The organism is Bacillus sp. FSL L8-0199, from assembly GCF_038005705.1.
GTDB lineage: Bacteria > Bacillota > Bacilli > Bacillales > Bacillaceae_G > Bacillus_A > Bacillus_A cereus.
In genome coordinates this window covers 530,476-553,472 of record NZ_JBBOTS010000001.1, presented here as the reverse complement: position 1 = coordinate 553,472, position 22,997 = coordinate 530,476, and the positions used below count along the sequence as shown (strand labels likewise).

Here is a 22,997-nt window from a genome sequence, read left to right as displayed (position 1 = left end):
AATCTCACCTTCTCTTAGTTATTTAATTGCACCTTTTGTTAATCCTTGTTGTAATTGCTTTTGCCCTAAAAATAGTAAAATCAATGTTGGAATAACGATAACCGTAACACCGGCCATTACGCTTCCCCAATCAGTTGCAACTTCTTGAGACTGAAGCTGCTTCACACCGATTTGCACTGTTCTTACTTTTTCATCAGTGGTCACTAAAAGTGGCCATAAATACATATTCCATGTTGTTAAAAAGCTATATACTCCAAGCGTAATAAAACTCGTTTTACAATACGGAATTACAACGCTGAATAAAAATCTTATATTTCCAATCCCTTCAATAAACGCAGCTTCTTTCAGTTCATTCGGAAGTGTCATAAAATGTTGACGTAACAAGAAAATACCGAAAGCTGTTGCAAAAAACGGCACTGTCATCCCGGCGAAACTATTGATCCAACCAAAGTTTTGAATCGTTAAAAAGTTAGGCACCATCGTTGCTTCCCACGGAATCAGCATCGTTGAAATAAACAGGAAGAAAATTAAGTTTCTCCCTTTAAACTGAAGAAAAACAAAAGCATAAGCTGCTAAACTTGATACGATAAGTTGTCCAATCATAACGACTGTCGATACAATTAAACTGTTATATAAGTATGTAAAAAGCGGTACCTTTTGAAAAATATTAATAAAATTATCAAAAGTAAATTGAGTCGGAAATAACCTTCTCATTTGAATATCGTCTGGTGTCATAAAGCTTATTAAAAATGCATACAGTACAGGAAAAAATACCATTACTGCACTAATAATGAGCAGCATGTATAATAGGAAATTTTGTTTCCACTGTTTAACAATCATTTATAATGCACCTTTCTCTCAGCAAACTTAAATTGAAGTAATGTAGCAATGAAAATGAAAACAAATAATACCATTGCTTGTGCACTTGCTGTTCCAAATTGATGATTCACAAACGCCTCTTTGTAAATCGAGTACACAATCAAATTCGTTGCATCATTTGGTCCACCGTGCGTTAAAATATCAATTTGCCCAAAGCTTTGGAACGCACTAATTAATGTTACTGTTACAATAAAGAATAAAGTTGGTGATAGCATCGGTAATGTAACACGGCGAAGTTTATATAAATAACTAGCACCATCTATAGATGCACTCTCATATAACGACGTATCGATATTTTGTAAACCACCTAATATAACTAAAAATGCAAAACCTGTATTCACCCAAACTGTTGTAACTGATACAGAGAATAGTGCCCAGTCCGGACTCGTTAACCATGCGATTGCAGGAAGGTTCATAGAGGCTAATATATTATTAAATAATCCTACACTTGGATGAAATAAAAATAGCCAAATCACTGCACTAGCGGCTACTGATATTCCCATCGTCGAAGAAAACAGAACTCGGAATAACCCAATACCTCTTACTTTTCCATTTGCAATCAATGCAAGAAACAAAGCAAATATAATACTCGTAGGCACTGTATATAAAACAAATAATAAAGTTGATTTTATACTTTTGTAAAAGGCTGGATCAGAGAATAAGTATTGATAATTTTCTAAGCCAACGAAAAGATTAGCTTCCCCATGTATATCGGTTAAATAAAAGCTATAGTAAATCGTCCTAAACAATGGATAGAACAAAAAAATCGAAAATAACAAAATAGATGGCGCCAAAAACAATAATCCTATTCTTAAATCTTTCGTTCTCCCCCATAATTTTTTCTTTTTTGACACCTTTGTTTGAACTGGTAACTTACTTACTCCGATCATTATTTCGCCACCACTTTCAACTCTTCTTCAGCTACCACTTTTAAGCGTTCATTCGTGTTTTCATTAAAGAAGCATAACTTTTCTTGCGAGAATAATAATTTTACTTTGTCACCTTTGTTCAAGAGTAACTGTCCGATGACTTTCGCACTCCAAGTTGTTCCATTTACCGCAAAGTTCAATATAGATTCATTCCCTAATACTTCTACAGATTGCAACGTCACTTCTTGTCCCTCCTCAGACAGTGCAATATGCTCAGGGCGCATGCCTATGCGAATTGTTCCTTCTGGTAATTGCTTTAACTGTCTAATAGATAATGGAATTTGCAATTGCCCTATATGTAATACACCTTTTTCTTTATTTACTTCCCCATCATTTATATTCATAGAAGGAGAACCTATAAAGCTTGCAACAAATTCGTTTGCAGGTTCGTTATATATGTCAAGTGGTGTTCCAACTTGCTGTATACTTCCTTTATTTAAAACCATGATACGATCTCCCATAGTCATCGCTTCTATTTGATCGTGGGTAACGTAAATCATCGTAATTCCTAATCGCTGCTGAATTTCTCTAATTTCAATTCTCATTTGCGCACGTAATTTCGCATCCAAATTCGAAAGTGGTTCATCCATTAAACAGATTGGTGCTTGACTCACAATTGCCCTGGCAAGTGCAACACGCTGTCTTTGTCCGCCTGATAATTGGCCTGGTTTCATTTTCACATACTCTTTCAGTCCTACCATTTCAATAGCTTCCATTAATCGCTTTTGTCGCTCTTCTTTTTGTACTTTTCTTACCTTAAGTCCAAATAAAATATTTTCTTCTACAGATAAGTGTGGATATAATGCATAATTTTGAAATACCATTGATAGATTACGGTCTTTCGGCTCTAGATCATTTGCAACACGTTCATTAATAATTAAATCTCCTGAAGAAATCTCTTCTAAGCCAGCGATCATTCGTAATAATGTGCTTTTCCCGCATCCCGAAGGTCCAACTAAAACAAAAAATTCACCCTTCTTAATATGAACCGATACGCCTTTAACCGCTGTCTCTTCTGCATTTTTATATACCTTTGAAACATTTTTCAATTCAATCACAAGGTTGCACTCCTTTTTTCTTCTTGTATCCATACTTCATAATGACTTGTTGAAATCGCACTTGCTCCTGCACGAATTGCAATTTCCGCATCTTCTCGCGTTTGAATCAACCCTCCTGCAATAATAGGAAACTCTATTTCCTCTACTAGCTGTTTAATAATAGAAGGCATAATCCCCGGCATAATCTCTACTGCATTTGGTTTAGTCGTTTTACAATTTTCAATTGATTTAGTAAGAGATAAAGTATCTACAATAAAAATACGTTGAATTGTTTTCAATCCAATTTTATTAGCATTTCGAATTGTTGAACCCTTTGTTGAAATAATACCTTGTGCCCCGATAACATCTTGAATATACAAAAGCGCTTCCTCTGTATTCGTATTTAAGCCTTGTATAAAATCACAATGAAGAAATACATCATGTCCATGTTTCTGCAATTCATATACACGCTCTGGTAATTCCAGCATTGAACCAGTCATAAGAAAAACTGTTTTCGGCAATTTTTTGTATGCTTTGTATCCTTTCCAATCCTTTATCATCGCAATATAAGGTTCTTTAAACATTTATTCCACCTAACTGTTCTATTTTTAACCAAACTAAAAACACCTACTTACATAGAACGCCTTTCTCCTTATTTGAACTCTAGGGAATAGAGCACACCTAAGAAAGTGGCACATTATATGTAAGTGGGTGTTCTCAAATGTTCTCTACCCTAGTTATTTTGTTACCTTTACTATATTACGTATTTATTAAGTCAGTTTTGATAGATTGTTAATTAGGTGTTAATCGAATGTTAATATTCACCATATTTTCTTAATATTAATCTAGATATACAAATAAATCCCAACGGCAAATAACTATCTTTAAAATTTAAGTGATATGCAAATTCATTCCATAGTTAATTAGTTTTAGTTTTCTCGCAACAGCTTGTGAAGCATAATTATTCCAAGAAGTACTATAAAGTGGAATGCTTTTTTCTTCTTGTATTGATATCGCCCAGGCTGTAACACCATCAGTACCATATCCGTTCCCTTGAAACTCCGCTAAAGTTTCCACACTTACCTCAGCAGCTACGGGCGTCCTTCTGGCACTGCAACAAACAGAAACTCCCTTTTCATTTTTTACAATTGCAAAATAAGGTTTCCTCCTTATTTACTCCATTTACCATCCATTCATAATCTATTTTTCATATTCAAAATAAAAATCCCATTCAAATACACATTACTGAATCCATCATACTAACTGATTTCTTCATTCTGTCTATCTAAATGGGATTATTTTTCGTTTTTTACTCTACTGGTTGTTGTGGCTGTACTACTTCATTCGCTCCAGCTACCCTCAACATATTTACAATATCTTTAAAACCTCTTTTTTCAGCGTATTGCAGTGGCGTCAGGTGTTCCTTGTTAGCCATATTTACATCTGCACCGTGATCAATAAGCAATTGAATTACTTTCTTATGGTTTTCACTACCATTTCCTAATACAATTGCTTCTAATAGCGCTGTTCCACCACGTTCATTTTTATAATTCACATCAATATCTGTATGCTCTAATAATTCTTTAACAACCTCTACATGGCCACGCTCAGATGCAGAAATAAGTGCTGTCCCACCTGACCTAGTCGTTTCTTTCGTATTAACTCCTGCATTAATTAATACTTTTACAATATCCGTATATCCTTCTCTACTTGCATAAAGAAGTGGATTACTTTTTTTCTCATCTTTAATTTCAATATTAGCACCTGCACCAATTAATGCTTTAACTGTCTCTACATGATTTTGGTACGTTGCTGCAAGGACAGGCGTTTCTCCGTTGTCACCTTCTACGTTTATATTCGCTCCATCCTGAATCAACTTCATAGCTGTCTCTGTGTCTCCAAGAGTAGCTGAAAGTAACAACTGTTTGTCCATTAAATTTATACTTTTCTCTTCTTTAGATTCTTCCTGTTCTTTATGCTTCTCTTTTTTCTTTTCATTTTTCACATGAACCGGTTTCGATTCTGGTTCTTCTTGCTTATCGCAAGCCACTACCGTCATTAAAAGTCCTAATAAAATACATAATAAAATTTTTTGTTTTCTCACAACTACAGCTCCTATGAAAGATAATGTTTTCTTAACCATTCCTCCATCACATACAATAACTCTTCTTGAGTACATTTATCCATAAGCCCTTTAGATTCCTTCTTTAATCGGATTATCTTAAGCTTATACTATGTTTCTCAACCTATTGAAATGATACGCCTGATGGCCCCATCATTAACATTATGAAGCAATTAGTTTAGCACGTTTTTACCGCATTTGTATACATTTCTAAAAAGTACATAAAGTGAAACTTTAATTAGTGGGGGTTTTGTTCATCCACCACTAATTATTAGCCCACACCAATCGGGCTTTTACGGGCAGCCCGACTCCACCTAACTTCTTTGCTTTCACTAGATTTTGAGGTGGGGATCTTACTGCCCGTTAATGTGGGATAAATGATTGCTTTAGGTTACTATATTCCATTGTAACCGTTCTTCTAAAAATTTTACACCTTTTCTATATTTGCACCTGAGTAATAATAGAAAAAGACAACTATATAGTTGTCTTTTTCTATCATTAATGATGTCCACCATGATTTCCTGCTTTCGGTTTCCCCATCATCTCTTTATTCATTTCCCATTTATGCTCTGCTAGCTCTTTATATGAAAGAACTTTCCCCTTATAGTTAGATACAAAGCTCTCTGCATCTTTTTTATTTTTAAATGAAATGACATTATAAGCCATCGGTGTCGTTATTGTTTTATCATATACGTAAGTAGCGTCTTCTAATGAAATCCAATCTTTCGAATCATAATCTCGAACAAATTTCTCTTTCGTCTTTTCACCTGAGTTGATCTCCATCCATTTATACATACAACCGATATCATCAAACTTTAACGCTTTTCCATTTTCTAAAATAATTTCTGTTGCAAATTGATTATCTGTTACCCCAATTTGACAAATATCACATTTATCATGTTTCTCATCAATGGCAACAGCTGCTGTTTCCTTTTTCCCACACCCGACTACCGTAAATACGAAACATAAACATATAGCAAGTACGACATATTTTACTTTCATCAATATTCCTCCCTAGAAACCATATACTCCACGAAAAGAATACCAAAAGGTTGTGTGAGATTTGTGAAAAAACAATGTGCTTTTTGTAATATAGGAAACAAACAAAGATGTGTAGTTATTTCTACACATCTCTCATCACTCGCAACCTGTAATTAACAAATCATCTTCTAACTTAACTAATAATGTATCCGCACTAATTTCCTGTCCAACTTCTACATTTACCAATCTTATATTTCCACTAATCCCGACTGCGATTTTTTTAAGCTCACCGTCATTTTTTCGGATCACCAGTAATTTTTCCCATTCATATACGTAAGAAGATTCATTAATAAAAATCTCCTCTACTTTTCCTTCATAAGAGCTATAAATCTCTTCAATTCTCGTTTTCATATAACATCTACTCCCTATTTCACACTTCACTATTTTCATCTTATTCTACCATTCTTACGAGGAGCAGCTTACTTTTTAAAAATTCAAATTAACTACCGTGAACAAAATGAACAAAATAAAAATTATGCTTCTAATGATGTTATTTTTCAAATTATTTACCATTTGAATAGATGCTTTTATTATAAATAAAAAACCTTTTTCTGAATTTTTATTCTATTTTGAAAGCGCAATCATTCTTTTGAGGGGGAAATTACATGTTAGCACTACTTGGATTTGCGATGGTATTTGTCTTTATGTTTTTAATTATGACGAAACGTATGTCAGCGCTAGTAGCATTAATATTAATTCCGAGTGTTTTTGCATTAATTGGCGGATTCTATGCCAATATGGGACCTATGATGTTAGAGGGGATTCAAAAATTAGCACCTACTGGTATTATGCTTATGTTCGCTATTTTATATTTTGGGATTATGATTGATAGCGGTTTATTCGATCCTGTCATTAGTAAGATTTTAAAATTTGTAAAAGGAGATCCTTTAAAAATCGTTGTCGGAACGGCTATATTGACTATTATCGTCTCTCTAGATGGTGACGGTACAACAACATACATGATTACAGTTTCCGCAATGTATCCATTATATAAGCGCCTTGGAATGAACCCCCTCATATTAGCTGGAGTTGTTATGTTAGGGGCGGGGGTAACAAATCTTACACCTTGGGGTGGACCCACAGCTCGTGTTATGAGCGCACTTGGACTTGAGGCTTCTGAATTATTTACACCTCTTATTCCAGGAATGATTGCTGGTGCAATTTGGGTTGTTTTCGTTGCTTACTATCTTGGAAAAAAAGAAAGAAAACGTTTAGGAATTATGGATGTACAGTATTTAAAACAAATGCAAACAATGGATGAGCAAGCTGCAACTGTCGAAGCCGCAGTGCATAAACGTCCTAAACTTCTATGGATTAACTTTTTATTAACCGCTACATTACTTGTCTGTCTCATACTAGAAGTTATGCCGTTACCTGTTTTATTTACAGTCGCTTTCGCTATTGCTGTTATGATTAACTACCCAAACTTAGAACAACAAAAAGAGCGTATTGCTTCTCACGCAGGAAACGTATTAGCGGTTGTTTCTCTCGTATTTGCCGCTGGGATTTTCACTGGAATTTTATCAGGAACAAAAATGGTAGATGCAATGGCTAAAAGTGTAGTAACTCTTATACCAGACGCTCTTGGACCACAACTACCAATTATTACAGCACTTCTTAGTATGCCATTCACATTTTTCATGTCCAATGATGCATTTTACTTTGGAGTATTACCTATTTTAACTAAGGCTGCTGCTACTTACGGAATTAGTGCAGCTGAAATGGGACGTGCTTCCTTACTTGGGCAACCCGTTCACTTATTAAGTCCTCTTGTTGCATCCACTTATTTATTAGTTGGGATGGCAAAAGTTGATTTTGGTGAACATCAACGTTTTACTTTATTGTGGGCAGTTGGAACGACAATGGTGATGTTGATTACTGGAATTGTAATTGGGATTATTCCAATATAAGACGCAAAAAACAGTAGAAGAAATAAATCCTCTACTGTTTTTTATTATGAAGAAACAAGAAAATACCGTCTCTCCGGTCTCCCAACACTTCCATATATTAGCTCTGCGTGGACTTTCTTCCCAGATATCAAATACTCTAAATAGCGCCTTGCAGTTGATCGACTTACGCCTACCATTGAACTTAGTACCTCTGCTGTAATCCCTTCTTCATTAACTGTTAACATATGTTTTTTTATTTTTGCTAAAGTTAAGGGGTCTATCCCTTTCGGGGCATATTCCATTTCATTTCCCTTTACGCCTCTTTGAGACCATAAATGTTCTATTTGTTCTGTAGATAATTGATTATTTTTCTTCAGCTGCACAATCTTTTTTTGATAACTTTCCAAACTCGCCTTAAATCGATCAAACATTAGTGGCTTTACAATATAATCTGTTACTCCGCCCCGCAGGGCGTGCCTCACTACATCTGTTTCCGATGCCGCTGTAATCATAATAATATCTGTATCGTGCAAATGATTCCTAATATATGTGACAAGTTCCGTTCCGTGCATATCAGGTAAGTACACATCTAATAACACGAGCTGTGGCTTCACAAGCTCTAGCCATTCTTTCGCTTGTTCTCCAGTCGTTGCCGTTCCAATTACTTTAAATCCCTCAATTTTTTCAGTAAAACGACGATGAATATCAGCAATCCGAATATCATCTTCTACAATTAATACTTCAATCTCCTCACCCATTACTATTCGCCTCTCTCTTTCGGTAGTGCAATAATAAATAACGCACCACCTAAATCCCCTTTTTCAATTGCAATACTTCCATTTAAATCTTCTACTAACTCTTTCACTTTTGCTAATCCATATCCTCGCTCTCCTCCTTCTTTCGTCGAAAAGCCTTTATAGAATATGCTAGTAATTATTTCATCATGAATCCCTTGCCCTGAATCTTCCACTTCAATTACTATTTCTTCTCCAATATCAGTTACAAACATCCTTACTGTCTTATCATTCTCTTCATTTTTTTCAATTGCTTCAAATGCATTCGTAATTAAATTTCCTAAAATAGAAACGACATAATTACTCTCAATATGTGGACTTAATTTGTCTAAACCACTTTCTCTATCTAGCATAAAATCAATCTTCAACTCTCGTGCTCTATTATAAAATCCAATTAAAATTCCACCTAGCCATGGATTTTGAATCCGCTTCATAATAAATTGAACAAAATCTTGATATACCGCTGTTTCCTTATGAATAAGCTCTAAAGCATCTTCGTATGATTCTAATTGAATAAGACCTGAAAGTGTATACAATAAATTGTTATATTCGTGCGCTTGCGCTCGTAATGCCTCTGTATATTGCTTCGTCTGAGATAATTCTGCTGTTAACTGATCCATTTCAGATTTCAAACGTAAGCTCGATACAACGCCAGTTACTTTATTCTTTACTTTAATAGGTAGACGGTTCGCAATAACAGCCTGTCCTTTTATATTTAATTGGCGATCAAACTGTTTTTCACCAGTTTGGAGTACATCTAGTATCGTTGAATTAGGAATTACATTTAAAATAAATTCCCCAATAATATTTTGTTGTTTATCTAGCGAAAGAATATCATAAGCTGCTTGATTGACTAAACTAATCATGCCATTTTTATCGATTACAATAATCCCTTCACGTACAGATTGAATCACTGTACTATGCTCTTCATATAAAGATGAAATTTCTTCTGGTTCCATCCCGAACATCATTCTTTTTATACTTGCCGCTAAATATATAGAGCCAATTACTCCAATTAATAGCCCTATTATTGTAATCCAAAATACACGCTTTCCATACACTTCTATCGCTCCATGAATATCGTCCATTGAAAATCCAACAGACACCACACCAATGATTTCATTTTCCTGATTACGGATTGGAACTTTTCCACGTAATGAAGGGCCTAATGATCCAGTTGCTTTCGAAACATATGATTTTCCTTCTAATAAAACACCTTTGTTATCTCCACCAATCATCGCTTCTCCTATTTTATCTCGCTCAGGATGTGCATATCGAATCCCCTCTTTATTTCCAACTACAATGAAGTCAGCCTCTGTATCCATTCGAATTCTTTCTGCAATCGGCTGAATGATAGAAGCTGGGTTTTCTTTTTGAAAAGCTTCCTTTATTTCAGGTATAGCAGCAACTGTTTTCGCAACATGCAAAGCTCGTTTCCCAATTTGCTCTTCTACCGTTTCAGATAATATGTAATAAAATAAATAACTCGTTAGCATAAGTACAACTAAAATAAGTGTACTTATAGTTAATGTAATTCTCGGTTGGAGTTTTAATTTTTTAAATTTCAAAACCATTCCCCTAACATGATTAAAGATAGAATTTAAAGAATATACAGTCTCTTTAATTATACTTAATCATAACACGGTTACTCTATATTTCTTTCTTTTTCTCTTCATAAAAAAAGAAACGAAGTAAAATTATTACCTCGTTTCTTAATATTTGTTATTACACTTTAAACTTACCAATCATCTCTTGTAATTCTTCTGCCATTTGTGATAAATGAACTGCTGCTGCATTTATTTCATCTACTGAAGCTAATTGTTCCTCAGAGGAACCAGCAATATTTTGAACACTTGCTGCATTTTCTTCAATCGTAGCTGCAATTTCATTAATAGATGCACTTACTTGTTTTGCATCTACCGTCATTTGTTTTGCTACATCTACCATGCTATCAATTTGTACAACTGTATCATTTGTAGACTTCAATATTTCGGCAAAGCTTTGCTTCGTTTCATTTGCAACTACAAGTCCTGATTGTACTTCTACTCCAACTTGATTCATAGAGCTTACTGTTTCTTTTATATCAAATTGAATCTCTTTCACTAGTTTCCCAATTTCCGTAGAAGACTGTCCTGATTGTTCTGCTAGCTTTCGCACTTCATCTGCTACAATTGCAAATCCTCTTCCTTGCTCTCCAGCTCTCGCAGCCTCAATTGCCGCATTTAACGCTAATAAATTTGTCTGTTCAGCAATATGTTGAATCACTTCAAGGATTGCTCCAATTTGTTTCGACTTATCGTCTAACAAACCAATGATTTTGTCTGACTGCGAAACAGACTCATGAATTAATTGCATTTGATTCACAGTTTGTTCAACTAACTTCCCACCATTTTCAGCTTTTTTCTTCGTATACATAGAGGCTGTAGATACTAATGAAGAACTATCTGCAACACGCTGAATTCCTTCTGTAACTTCTTCTAACAATGTTGCTCCTTCTTCAACTTCTTTCGTTTGTATTTCTGCACCACTTGATACTTGCTCTATGGCCTGTGTAATTTGTTCCGTTGCTTCGCTTGTCTGCTTCATACTAGCTGTTAATTCTTCTGAAGATGCCGCTACATGACTTGCTGAAGTGTTTATATTGGAAATGACACTTTGTAACGATGCAGCCATCTCGTTAAAACTTTCTCCTAGCTGTCCAATTTCATCTTTAGAATGAACTGTAATTGACTCTGTTAAATCGCCTTCACTAATCTTTTTCGATGATATAACAAGTTGTTTTAACGGACTAATAATAGAAGCAATTATGAAGTAAATTAAAATCCCACCAATTACTAATGAAATACCAATAACAGTTATTGTTTTATAGAAAATAGGGTTAGCTGCTTCGATAATTTCTTTTGAAGGCATAATTCCTGCTATTTTCCATCCAGTCTGCTTATTTGTTATAAAGGTAATATTGCGATCATCACCATCAAGTTTGAATTTAAAATCACCTGTTTCTTGTTTATACAATTCCTTCTCCACTTTTTCTTCTACCTTGTCACCTGGCTTCATCGTCGGATGCGCTATTACATTTTTAGATTGGTCAAAGATTGCTACATATCCTTTTTTGCCGATATTGACCATTTTTGAAGTATTTACAATATCATTAATAATTAAATCAATACCGAGAACACCACTTTTATCCTCATTTTGTTTTGCTATTGTAATAACAATATTCCCTGTTGTACTTGACTTATATGGGGCTGTGATAACCACTTCTCCGCTTTTTTTCGCTGCTTCTTTATACCAATCTCTTTCGGTAGGATTATACCCATCTGGCATTTGAATAGACGGTGATTGAATAAATTGTCCCGTACTAGATCCCGTATAAACTGCTTCTATTTCTGGATGTAATTTATTATATTCTTCTAATTTATTTTGCACATTTTGGAGCTGATCAGTTCCGTAACTTACTCCATTAAATAACTTTGTAAAATATACTGCGTCTACCTTTTTACTGTCTATCTCTTTGTTAATAACATTATTTAAAATCTTTACGTTATCTTCCGCTGATTGTAAAATTGTTTCGTTAAAATTTGTCTTCGCTTGTTGATAAGACGTCCAACCAATTACAATACTTGGGAAAATTAAAACAATAACAAATGATACAAGTAACTTTGCTTTTAAACTACTTCCCCTTAATTTCCCTTGAAGCATATTCCTACCCCTCCATACCGTTTTAAATGTAATTATTTCACATTTAATTTACTTATATAAATTACACGATTAATTGCATTAACTCTTTTTCTATTAAAGAGTTAATACATACCTTTTTTATTCTATATAAATTAAATAATTAAAACAATATATAAAAATGTATATTATTCGAAATATTATAATCCACAGAAGAACCTCTAGCATCGTACTTACTAGAGGTCTCTCCCGCCTTACTATTCTTTCTCTTTTTCTACTTCCTTTTTCTCATCTTCTACTACAGATACAACAGGTTTATCGCTTGATAATTGCTGTACTGCTCCTTTTCCAGCAAATCCTTCTAATAACTCTTTTAAATCAATGCCAGAAGATGCTTTTAACGTTTCTTGCATCGTTGCCATTAAATCAGTCGCATAACCTGCAACTTTTCCGGCGCCGCTATTTTTACCACCGCCACCTGTATCGACAACTGTAATTTTATCAATATTGCTAAGTGGGCTTGCAATTTCTTTCGCATAACTTGGAAGCATTTTAAGAACCATATCCATAATTGCCGCTTGGCCATATAACTCGAATGCCTCTGCAATTTTTTGTTTCGCTTCTGCCTCTGCTAAACCTTTTAATCTAATAACATCCGCTTCCGCTGTACCTTGTGCTTTTTGTACTTCTGCTTTTGCTTGACCTTGCGCTTTTTCAATTTCCGCCTTCGCTAAACCTTCTACACGTACTTCTTCTGCACGAGCTCTCGCTTCAGCTTCAATCTTATATTGATCCGCATCTGCCTTTTTAATTTGTTTCACTTTTTCTGCTTCCGCTGATTGCTCAACAGCATAGCGATCTGCATCTGCTTTTTTCTTAACTTCTGCATCATATTGCTTCTCACGACGCGCAATCTCTTTTTCTTCTAATTCAATTTGTTTCTCACGCTCAATGATTTTAACGCGCATTTGCTCTTCTGTAACACCTTGTTGTGCTTTCGCTTGTTGTAATTCGTAAGAAAGATCCGCGTCTGCTCGAGCTTGTTCTTGCTCTCTCTTATAAGATTGTACTTTTAATTCTTTATGTTTTTCAGCTTCAGCGATTTGAGCATCACGTTGATATTCAGCTTCTTTTGCTTCTTTCTCAGCACGAGCTTTTTCAATACGAGCTTCTTTTTCACGCTCTGCATTCGCAATTGTTGCATCACGCTTCACTGTCGCAATTTGCGGCTGACCAAGTGCATCTAAGTAACCATTCTTATCCATAATTTCTTTAATTGTAAAGGAAACGATGCGAAGACCCATTTTCTTTAAATCAGTAGAAGCTACTTCATGTACTTTTTGAGCAAATTGCTCTCTATTACTATACGCATCTTCTACTGTCATAGAAGATAAAATCGCACGTAAATGACCTTCTAAAACTTCTTTTGCTTCTACTTTTAACTCTTCTGTTTCTTTTCCTAAATATTGCTCAGCTGCTGTAGATACTTCTTCAATCGTAGAACCTACTTTAATAATAGAAACACCATTTACTGTAACTGGAACACCTTGCTTCGTATACGTATCACGTGTACCCACTTCTAACTTATAGTTTAATAGGCTTAAAGGCTCTGCTCGTTGCATAATTGGAACTACGAATGTACCGCCACCGCGAATAATCTTAATCTTCTTTCCATCATCAGTGGTAACTACATTTTTTCCGCCACCAAGCCAGTTCCCTGTAACAATTAACGCTTCATCTGGTCCAACTGTTCGATACTTCGTAATAAATACTAAAATGAGTAGAATTAAAATTGCGAGTAACACTCCACCAATAATTAATGGAATCGTCATGTGAATTCCCCCTTATAATTTTGGTTTTTTTAAAGAATAAGCGATGTTTTGTACAAGTAAAACACCATCTTGGACTCCCTCAATAATAACCTCAGTTCCTTGTGAAATATCTTTTTTCCCAATTGTTTTAGCTGGAATTGCATTACTTCCAAATTGAGAGGAGATTAGTACTTCTCCAAATCCTTCTGTAGGAATTGTTGTAATGACTTCCCCCTTGCAACCTATGAACTCATCCATACGTTGCACAGTATTTTGTTCTGCTTCTGCAATCGGCTTTAAAATTAGTATTTTCATTATGAATACACCAATAAAGGATATAGCACATGCAGCCCCGAAAATAAGAATGCTATTAAAGGAAAATAAATATTCTCCTATATAACTAAGTCCACATAACATGGCGAAAAAACTAAGTAATAAAGTAACAACGGATACCGATCCGCCTCCAAAACTAAATATGGATTCAAATATATCTCCAAAAAAGATATAAATCACAGTGAGTATAGTAGCAATAATAAATCCGTATAAATAAATTGTTTCAAGTGGATAACCAAACAAAACCATTTCTTATCCCCCTCTCTTAAACAATCCCTTTTTTGTTATGTGTATGCCCCACCTCTTTCAAAGATTATTGTTCTTAATTTTCAGTTATTTACTTTTTAAAGAAAAGCCTGTAAGACAGGCCCCCTAAAAAAGAACAGGAGAAGCCTATTGTGACAGGCTCCTCCTAGTAAATAACCGATATATTATATATCTATATAATATACTATTTTCCACAAAAAGTAAAGTTAAACATACATTGGAAAAGCACTTATTTTATTGATAATTTGTACGTTCCATCGCCATTATCATATTTATATACATACAAATAATACTTACCTGGTTTTGCATTCATTTTTGCCTCTATATGATTTCCATTAGCTTGACCGTAAGCTGCATAATTTTGCATATCTGATTCATGGTGAAGCACCCATGTCATCCCGATTCCATACTCATTTAAAACGGAAATATCGATATCTTTCGCTGATGCTACATTAAATGTATAAACATCAGTATGATCTCCGCCGATAAGGCTACCTTTTATAGTAGTGTTTAGCCCAATATAATTCGCTTCTTCTGGAAGATTATTTGGTTCTGATTCTGTTAAACTTCCATCTTTAATCGTAACCGTTGTTTCGCTTCTGCTCTCTCCCCCTTTATCATCTTTTACTAGTAACGCAACTTTGTAAGTTCCTTCTCTTTCATATGCATGTACTGGATTAGCCTCTGCACTTGTGCTTCCATCTCCAAAGTCCCATAAATAAGAAACGATTTTTCCATCTTCATCTTTTGAGCCATCACTTTTAAATTGAATACCTTCTTTTACACGTCCATTATAAGAACCATTTATATGAACCGTTGGAGCTTTATTTTCTCCGTCATCTTTTGCGATACCGTGGAAAACTACATCATATTCAAATTCATTTGAGCTATTCACACGATAATTGACGAAGTATGCTGTAACAGTTTTGTAGCCACTCCATTCTTTTTGCGCCAATTGTTCTAAAGATTCATTTACTCTTTTACTCATTGCTTTCCAATCTTCTGATTCACCTTTTGTGACACTACCTGTATACGTACCTTCTAATGTAAATGTATTAAAGAATTGAGAATTATGTTTTGTCATTTTTGTATCTTTCATAGGCAACGTATCACTAATTTCTTTCTTCACCGCTGCTAACGACTTCGTTGCATGTTCAGCTAAATAATCATCAGCTACTTCTGGTACAGTGTATGTATCTTGATTATCAATTAACTGCTGCATATACTCTTGATACTCTTTATTTAACTTATGATCTTTACTTAGATTTTCACGATATGCATCATAATTTTTCACGTCATTCGCACGAATCAAATCTTGAATTTTATCAAATGTTTCAAACTGATGCGTATATAAGTAAGACTGCAATGCGAACGAGTAATTATAGAAATCCCAAGAACCGTATTTAGCAAATAGTGTACGCTCTGCTGTATAACGGCTTGCAGGATCAGATGATAATCCGCTAATTATACTCTTTCTTGGTACAACGTTATTCGTACGAGTAGATCCTGCGAAAAACTCTGCATTTCCTTCTTGGAACCAAGTTAGCCTTTCATTTTGATACATATCTCCTCTTCCAAATAAACCAGGAACTTCATATCTCCCTTGCAGATAATGAGTAAATTCATGACGGAATAACTCTTCTAAACTATAAATACTTTGCTCTGGTGTACGCTCATATGTAAAGAATGTACCTGTCTCTTCAATATAAATTCCACCGTTGTTTGTTTCATATCCATACAATTGTCTATTTAACTGATATTCATCTGGACTATTATAAATTACGATCGTTAATACATCATCCGCATTTCCTGGCTCTAACGCTTTGTCATTTCCAATTACACGGTGATACTGTGCCTTTACTTCCTTCGCAGCCCAATATAGTCTCTTAATTTTTTCTTCTGATACTTTATCTCCTGTTTTGAACACAATTGATCCATCGTCGAATGTATACGTTTTTGGTAAGTATTGCTCTTTTCCTTCTTTACGTATTTTCTCTAAATCTACTGTATTCCCGCTATAATCTTTACCATTATAATTTGTTGTAATTTGTTCTACCGCAACAAAATACGGTTCACTTAAGCGCGGGTACATATGCATTGCTTGTGTAACAACCTCTAATCCTTTATTTGGATTACTATGAAACGTCCCTAAACGGCTAGCAAAATAAATACCATTATTAACGAGCCATTTATTTTCTGGCGTTACTTCATTTAGAAGAGCAATACGATTTATTTCATTAATAAACCCATCTACTTTTCCATACCACATCGTTTCATTCGCTTCTTTACGAGCCACAGTTAAGTACGACTGTATATCATAGTCAATACCTTGCATAATATCGTATATTGCTTGTCCCTTCATTCGATCATTTACATAAGTAGTATAATTATCATTGTATTGCTTTAAAATATTCGATGCGTATTGAACCGTTTCAACATCACTTGAAGCATTACTAATTAATTTACCGTATGCAGATACGACTGTATCTTGTTCAACTGTACCAAGCTTAAAATTCGGATTTTTTGCGATTGCTTTTAAAGCAGGTAAACATTTGTCCTGGAAGCTTCTTTCATTTAAGTCGCTTAATTCACTATTATAAAATGCAAGATAAAAAGCTGAACGCAGCACTTCAGTAAACGTTTGAATTCCTTTTGAATCATCTTTCGTAAATGTACTACCTCTATGAGCTAATTCATCTATAATGACTTGCATTTTTCCTTTATCTTTATAAAAAGCCTTTGCATCTTCATTAAACTGGAATAAGTCTGTAATTTGGTGCCACTTAATACTGCCTAACGTTTCAACTAATTCTTGATCATTCATTTTGTTTAAATCAGCCATTGAATAGCTTTCTTTAACTTGCTTTACTGCAGTTTTCTTCGTAATAGATGCTGGTCGCTGTGAAAAATCTCCTACTTTTAAACGTTCTTGAAATGATAAAGTTTCATCAACTTTTGAAATATGTCCAACTTCATCTACCGACTTTTCAATTCCAACCGGTTTCGTTTTCAACACGTTATACGGTACTTTTTCTTCCGCTGCTGCATGAGTTTGAAGTGCGCCTAACGATAAAGCCATTGTACTAATGCTAAGCATCACTTTATTGATCTTTGATTTCTTGTTCATATCCTTGCCCCCTATTTTAATATTCCATTCAAGAATTTAACATAAAATCTGGATGTAACAATATAAAATGCAATATTTCATATTATTTCTTCCTATAATTTGTACATATCGTGAACACATTGCTCTTTACCTCCCTAAAACAAATTGCATCCTTTCACATTATAAAAAGGTAATTTTTTGACAATTAAAAACTTAATTGTTATGATTATTATAATTGTTAACTTTATTAAATAAGGGTGGGATTCTATGATAAAAAAAGAAAACAGTGTATTTTATATCTCCTTCTTGCTAACAACATTATTCATTATATGGGGAATTACCCCAGCAAGTTGGATACAAGGCTACGATTTACAAAGTGTTACATCTTCTTTAAACTCATTTATCCTCAATAAATTTGGGTGGTTTTACTCTCTACTTATGACTACAATGATTATTTTGGCTGCTTATTTAGCATTTTCTAAGTACGGTTCTATTCGTCTTGGTAAAGATGGAGAAAAGCCAAAATATAATTATCCATCTTGGCTATCCATGTTGTTTGGAGCAGGAATGGGGATTGGACTCCTCTTTTATGGAATCGCTGAACCGATTTCACATTTTACAGATCCATTAACAGGAAAAGCGGGGACAGAGGAAAGTGCCAAACTCGCTATGCAATATTCATTTTTCCACTGGGGTCTCTTTCCATGGTCACTATACGCAATGGTTGCTTTAACAATTGCATATTTCACATTCCGCAAACAAAAAGGTAGCACTATCGGGGCTACAGTTACTCCATTATTTAATCGATCGAAAAATTCTCGTATCGGAAAAACAGTCGATATTTTAGCTGTTTTAGCCACAGTGTTTGGCATTGTACCATCTGTTGGGATTGGTGCTCAACAAATTGCTGGAGGATTAAGCTATTTATTCCCTTCTATTCATAACACTTTACTTACACAGCTCGTACTTATCGCCATCTTCGCCGTTTTATATTTAACGAGTGCACAAACTGGCTTAGATCGTGGGATTAAATATTTGAGTAACTTAAATTTCTCTCTTGCAGGTATTTTACTCGTCTCCTTTTTATTTTTAGGGCCAACCGTATTTATTATGAAATATTTCACATCTACACTCGGTTCTTATATTGGAGCTTTGCCTAGTATGGGATTAAATTTAGGAGCATTTAATGAAAAATCTTCTTCTTGGATTGAAAACTGGACTATTTTCTATTGGGGATGGTGGATTTCTTGGTCTCCATTCGTCGGTACATTCATCGCTCGTATTTCTAAAGGGCGCACAATAAAAGAATTTATTTTTGGAGTTGTATTAGTCCCGACTCTTATCTGTACATTTTGGTTTGCAGTGTTTGGTGGTACCGCAATCCATATGGAAATGTTCCAATCGCTTGGAATAGCTGATGAAATTGCAAAAAATGGTACAGAGATTGGATTATTTGCTGTTATTTCACACCTACCATTCTCTACATTTTTAACGATTATCGGGTTAATTTTAGTAGCCACATTTTTCGTTACTTCTGCCGATTCAGCAACATTTGTTGTTTCAATGCAAACGAGTAACGGAAGTTTATCACCGAAAAATAGTTTAAAACTTATATGGGGATTAACAATCGCGATAATTGCCGCTATTTTATTACAAGCTGGAGGATTAAATGCACTACAAATCGCAGCTATAATTGCTGCGCTACCATTTTCTATTGTAGTCGTTCTTATGGTTACTTCACTCTTTAAAGAGCTACGAAAAGAAGATGTTAATTTGCAAACGAAAGAAGTGCCGAAAAAAATAAAAAAGGTTATGTAACGATTGGCGCCTCAAATCACTTCTAAATCCGTAATAAAACCCATTCGTATGAAATATCATTTTCATATGAATGGGTTTTTCACTCTATTATATAGTGTTGTAAACATGCTTTTTCCTCAAAATCTACTTTCTTGCACAATTTCATCACACGAGCATTATTCGTATTCAAACATAGTACTATCTCTCTCATCCCTTGGAAGGAGAAAATATACTGAATTGCAACTTGTAATAACCGCTCTCCGACACCTTTTCCATTTATATCCTCCTTAAAAAAGACATTATCATAAGCCTATTTCAAAATGAAACTGCCATGATAATGTCTTCTCAAAAACTCATACAATTATTTTACAATATAATAAGATAACACGTTATTTACTTCTTAAATAATCTCTTTCTAAATACAAACATACTCAGTGCTGAAAGAACTAATGCTACGCCTGAAAGTAACTTTGATGTATTCGCTTGTCCCCCTGTTGCTCCTAATGATTTCTTACTTTCTTCCTGTTTATTAGCAACTGGTTTATTTTCTTTCACAACTTGATGATTCATGTTTTGTTCTTGGACTACTTCGGATGGATTTACTGCTTCTTTTGAACCTTCAATTTCTTTTCCTGTTTCTTTCCCCTCCGCTTTCGACTCTTCAACTCCTGTTGTTAGCTCGTCCACTTCTTCTTTTGGCTCTTCAACTTCTTTTGCCGGTTCTTTCACTTCTTCTTTTGTTTCTTCAACTTCTTTTACCGGTTCTTTCACTTCTTCTTTCGATCCTTCAACTTCTTTTGTTGGTTCTTTCACTTCTTCTTTTGTTTCTTCAACTTCTTTTGTTGGTTCTTTTACTTCTTCTTTCGATCCTTCAACTTCTTTTGTTGGTTCTTTCACTTCTTCTTTTGTTTCTTCACCTTCTTTTGTTGGTTCTTTCACTTCTTCTTTTTCCACTATATTCTGTATAACTGTTCCGTTAAACCTTATGCTAATTTCATCAGAATCTAAATCAAATTTATACACCTTTTCACCTGGGGTATTCCATTTTATTACTCCGTTATTAAACGTCCCTCCCTCACTTGTCAATTGAATATTTTCAATACTTTCTCCTTCTAAATCATATACAGGAACTTGAATTTCTTCGTTTATTTTTGCATCATTTAAAATGATATTTTGTCTTCCAACATCAATTGTAAACCACTGCCCTAATTGTATTAACGGCCTGACATCACGAATCTCATTCCCAGCTAGATTTAAGCTAAATAAGTTTAGCATGGAACCAATAACCGTTACATCTTTAATATGATTGTCCGCAAGATTTAACCACTGTAAATTTTCCAATGAAGATAGTGGTGTTATATCTTCAATTTGATTATGAGATACATTCACATTATTCAATTGTTTCAAGTTTGAGATGAACTCAATATTTTTCAGGCCTACTCCTTCTAAAGTGAGGTTTTCTAAGTTCGTCATGTACTCTAAACCTGTTATATTTTCTATCTCATTTCCTTTTTCTTTAGGTATCTCTAATTTTTTGATCTGTAATAAATCTTCTTTTGTAATAGGAGCGTTTAAATTCTCTCTACCTAAATTCTTTTTATTAATATGTTGTTGTAAAGTTTTATCGAGAATTACATTTTCCTTTTGTTCATTATCCTCTTTTATTGTTTCCTTGATTTCGTCTAATCTTTCAACAACATTTTGAATTACTGTTCCATTAAACTTAATACGGTTCTCTTCTGGCTTTATATCCAACGTAAATTCGTATGTTTTTTCACCAGTAGTCCCCCATTTAACAGAACCATTATTAACGATCCCATCTTCACTCTTCAATTGAATAGTATCAAGTGGCTCTCCTTGTAAATTATAGATAGGTATTTTAACTTCCTTATCCTTTTCTACATCATCTAAAAAAATTTTTTGTCTTTGAATATCGATATACATTCTTTTTCCTAGTTCTTGAACTGGTCTAACATCACGAATTTCATTTGAACCTAGTTTTAAATCATATAAACCTGTTAATTGACTAAGTGGCGTTATATCTGAAATATAGTTTTCTTCTAGATTTAATTTCTGTAACCCTGACAATTTTGATAATGGCGTAAGATCTACTAATTCATTTTTGGAAAGCCCTAATTCAATTAATTTATTCATTCCATTAATATGTTCAACATTGCTCAATCCATTATTGCTTATTTCAAATGTCTTTAAATTCTTTAATTGGTGAACTCCTTCAAGACCTGTATTACTAATTTGATTATTTGCTACAGTCAAAGTCCTTAAAGATTTCACTGTAAATAATGGTTTAATATCTTTTATATAATTACTATTTAAATCTAGCATTTTAATCTTCTTCATTTGGCTTAATGGGCTTAAATCTGAGATTTTATTGTTTCTCAAAGTTAAAAACTCAATATGCTCTAACTTAGCCAAAGGTCCAATATCTTCAAGTTCACCATAGGTTATACTTAATGATTTCAATTGTCTCAAGTCCGAGATAAATTTTATATTTTTTAACTTAACTTCTTCCAACGTTAAGTTTTCTAAGTTCGTCATATATTCTAGACCACTTACGTCTTTTATTCCTTTACTTTTAGCTTCAACGACTATTAAGGATTTAACTTTTAATAAATCTTCCTTAGTTATTGGGGTATCTAGATTTTCTCTATTTAAATTATATTTATTAATATGCCTTTGTAGTTGCTTATCTACTATTACATTTCCAATTTCATCTTGTTGATCCACTTTATCCTCTTTATTTTCCTTTTGTTTTTCTGGAACATTGTTCTCTAAATTCAATGTATTTACTTCAAACTGTACTTGATACTTATTGTCATAGGCCATCGTTGGAATATAAATATGCATTTGCATATTGTATCTTTTTCCTAATTCTCCAACTTCAAATTGAATAACCTTCGTCCCATTTTTCTTTTTGTCTTCTGATATGACCTTTACATCATGAAACACACCTGGAGTGTGAATATCCTCTGTCTTCAAGTATTGAAAGAAATCACTATCACTTAACGTTGCTGTTACAATTTTCTTTCCATTCTCACTTGTTAATTTCGGATCCTTTATATAAACAGCTGCCATAGACTCTTCATTTGTTTTATCTTTATACGCTTTAATAACAGCGTCATATGTACCATCTTCTAAACCTTGTCCCGTTTTATTCGCCTCACTTGCTACTGCCGCTAAAGCAGGTGTTGAATAAACAGCAAACGGAAGTGATAACGCCGCCGCTATAATCATTGCATTTATACGTTTTCTTTTATTTTGTTTCAATTTTACATCTCCTTCAAAATATATAATTC

16 protein-coding genes and 3 pseudogenes are annotated in these 22,997 nt (G+C 34.1%); 2 read left to right on the top strand and 17 right to left on the bottom strand.

Annotated elements, in window-relative coordinates:
• Positions 1–18: 18 nt before the first annotated feature.
• The 8 genes and pseudogenes from NST86_RS02885 to NST86_RS02850 all read right to left on the bottom strand — a co-directional run bounded on the left by NST86_RS02885 (position 19) and on the right by NST86_RS02850 (position 6,359).
• Positions 19–840, bottom strand: coding sequence for a carbohydrate ABC transporter permease (locus NST86_RS02885; RefSeq protein ID WP_000635946.1), 822 nt, complete (start codon positions 838–840; stop codon positions 19–21).
• The gene (locus tag NST86_RS02880) at positions 837–1,769 is read right to left on the bottom strand and encodes a carbohydrate ABC transporter permease (RefSeq protein WP_000580652.1); all 933 of its coding nucleotides are present in this window, start codon (positions 1,767–1,769) and stop codon (positions 837–839) included. The genes NST86_RS02885 and NST86_RS02880 overlap by 4 nt, the downstream gene beginning before the upstream one ends.
• Entirely contained in the window at positions 1,769–2,866 is a 1,098-nt protein-coding gene (locus tag NST86_RS02875; RefSeq protein ID WP_000571387.1) for an ABC transporter ATP-binding protein, read from the bottom strand. Before NST86_RS02875 ends, NST86_RS02880 begins: the two co-directional genes overlap by 1 nt.
• On the bottom strand, positions 2,863–3,429 hold the full coding sequence (locus tag NST86_RS02870; protein WP_000472003.1) for a glycerol-3-phosphate responsive antiterminator: 567 nt from the start codon (positions 3,427–3,429) through the stop codon (positions 2,863–2,865). The genes NST86_RS02875 and NST86_RS02870 overlap by 4 nt, the downstream gene beginning before the upstream one ends.
• Before the next feature lie 307 nt (positions 3,430–3,736).
• Positions 3,737–4,012: pseudogene (locus NST86_RS02865) on the bottom strand (GNAT family N-acetyltransferase); the annotation flags it as partial.
• 142 nt (positions 4,013–4,154) lie between these two features.
• Complete coding sequence (locus NST86_RS02860; RefSeq protein WP_000287336.1) at positions 4,155–5,024, bottom strand: ankyrin repeat domain-containing protein; 870 nt, start codon at positions 5,022–5,024, stop codon at positions 4,155–4,157.
• A gap of 441 nt (positions 5,025–5,465) precedes the next feature.
• On the bottom strand, positions 5,466–5,969 hold the full coding sequence (locus NST86_RS02855) for a nitrous oxide reductase accessory protein NosL (RefSeq protein WP_000865666.1): 504 nt from the start codon (positions 5,967–5,969) through the stop codon (positions 5,466–5,468).
• Between the two features lie 135 nt (positions 5,970–6,104).
• Complete coding sequence (locus NST86_RS02850) at positions 6,105–6,359, bottom strand: hypothetical protein (protein ID WP_000857381.1); 255 nt, start codon at positions 6,357–6,359, stop codon at positions 6,105–6,107.
• A 254-nt stretch (positions 6,360–6,613) separates the two neighbouring features.
• Here NST86_RS02850 and NST86_RS02845 point away from each other — a divergent pair, with 254 nt between their 5' ends.
• Entirely contained in the window at positions 6,614–7,918 is a 1,305-nt protein-coding gene (locus NST86_RS02845) for a CitMHS family transporter (protein ID WP_016117136.1), read from the top strand.
• Between the two features lie 44 nt (positions 7,919–7,962).
• On the opposite strand, the gene NST86_RS02840 is transcribed toward NST86_RS02845, so the two are convergent.
• The 7 genes and pseudogenes from NST86_RS02840 to colA all read right to left on the bottom strand — a co-directional run bounded on the left by NST86_RS02840 (position 7,963) and on the right by colA (position 17,907).
• Positions 7,963–8,655: a response regulator gene (locus NST86_RS02840; protein ID WP_016117135.1), complete on the bottom strand. Its 693-nt coding sequence runs from the start codon at positions 8,653–8,655 to the stop codon at positions 7,963–7,965.
• Between the two features lie 2 nt (positions 8,656–8,657).
• On the bottom strand, positions 8,658–10,265 hold the full coding sequence (locus NST86_RS02835) for an ATP-binding protein (protein ID WP_001999033.1): 1,608 nt from the start codon (positions 10,263–10,265) through the stop codon (positions 8,658–8,660).
• Between the two features lie 151 nt (positions 10,266–10,416).
• Positions 10,417–11,277, bottom strand: a complete 861-nt coding sequence (locus NST86_RS34780; protein WP_372476520.1) for a methyl-accepting chemotaxis protein — start codon at positions 11,275–11,277, stop codon at positions 10,417–10,419.
• An 81-nt stretch (positions 11,278–11,358) separates the two neighbouring features.
• Positions 11,359–12,393: pseudogene (locus NST86_RS34775) on the bottom strand (HAMP domain-containing protein); the annotation flags it as partial.
• A 233-nt stretch (positions 12,394–12,626) separates the two neighbouring features.
• Entirely contained in the window at positions 12,627–14,201 is a 1,575-nt protein-coding gene (locus tag NST86_RS02825) for a flotillin family protein (RefSeq protein ID WP_000155006.1), read from the bottom strand.
• 12 nt (positions 14,202–14,213) lie between these two features.
• On the bottom strand, positions 14,214–14,762 hold the full coding sequence (locus tag NST86_RS02820) for an NfeD family protein (protein ID WP_000242438.1): 549 nt from the start codon (positions 14,760–14,762) through the stop codon (positions 14,214–14,216).
• 247 nt (positions 14,763–15,009) lie between these two features.
• Positions 15,010–17,907, bottom strand: a complete 2,898-nt coding sequence (colA, locus tag NST86_RS02815; protein WP_227593336.1) for a collagenase ColA — start codon at positions 17,905–17,907, stop codon at positions 15,010–15,012.
• 246 nt (positions 17,908–18,153) lie between these two features.
• Between colA and opuD the strand changes: the two genes are divergently transcribed.
• Positions 18,154–19,704: a glycine betaine transporter OpuD gene (opuD, locus tag NST86_RS02810; RefSeq protein ID WP_000591575.1), complete on the top strand. Its 1,551-nt coding sequence runs from the start codon at positions 18,154–18,156 to the stop codon at positions 19,702–19,704.
• Between the two features lie 79 nt (positions 19,705–19,783).
• Here opuD and NST86_RS02805 read toward each other — a convergent pair.
• Positions 19,784–19,969, bottom strand: a pseudogene (locus tag NST86_RS02805) (GNAT family N-acetyltransferase); the annotation flags it as partial.
• Positions 19,970–20,076: 107 nt separating this feature from the next.
• Positions 20,077–22,968 (bottom strand): NEAT domain-containing protein, encoded by a 2,892-nt coding sequence (locus NST86_RS02800; protein ID WP_340933097.1) that lies wholly within the window; start codon positions 22,966–22,968, stop codon positions 20,077–20,079.
• Positions 22,969–22,997: the final 29 nt, after the last annotated feature.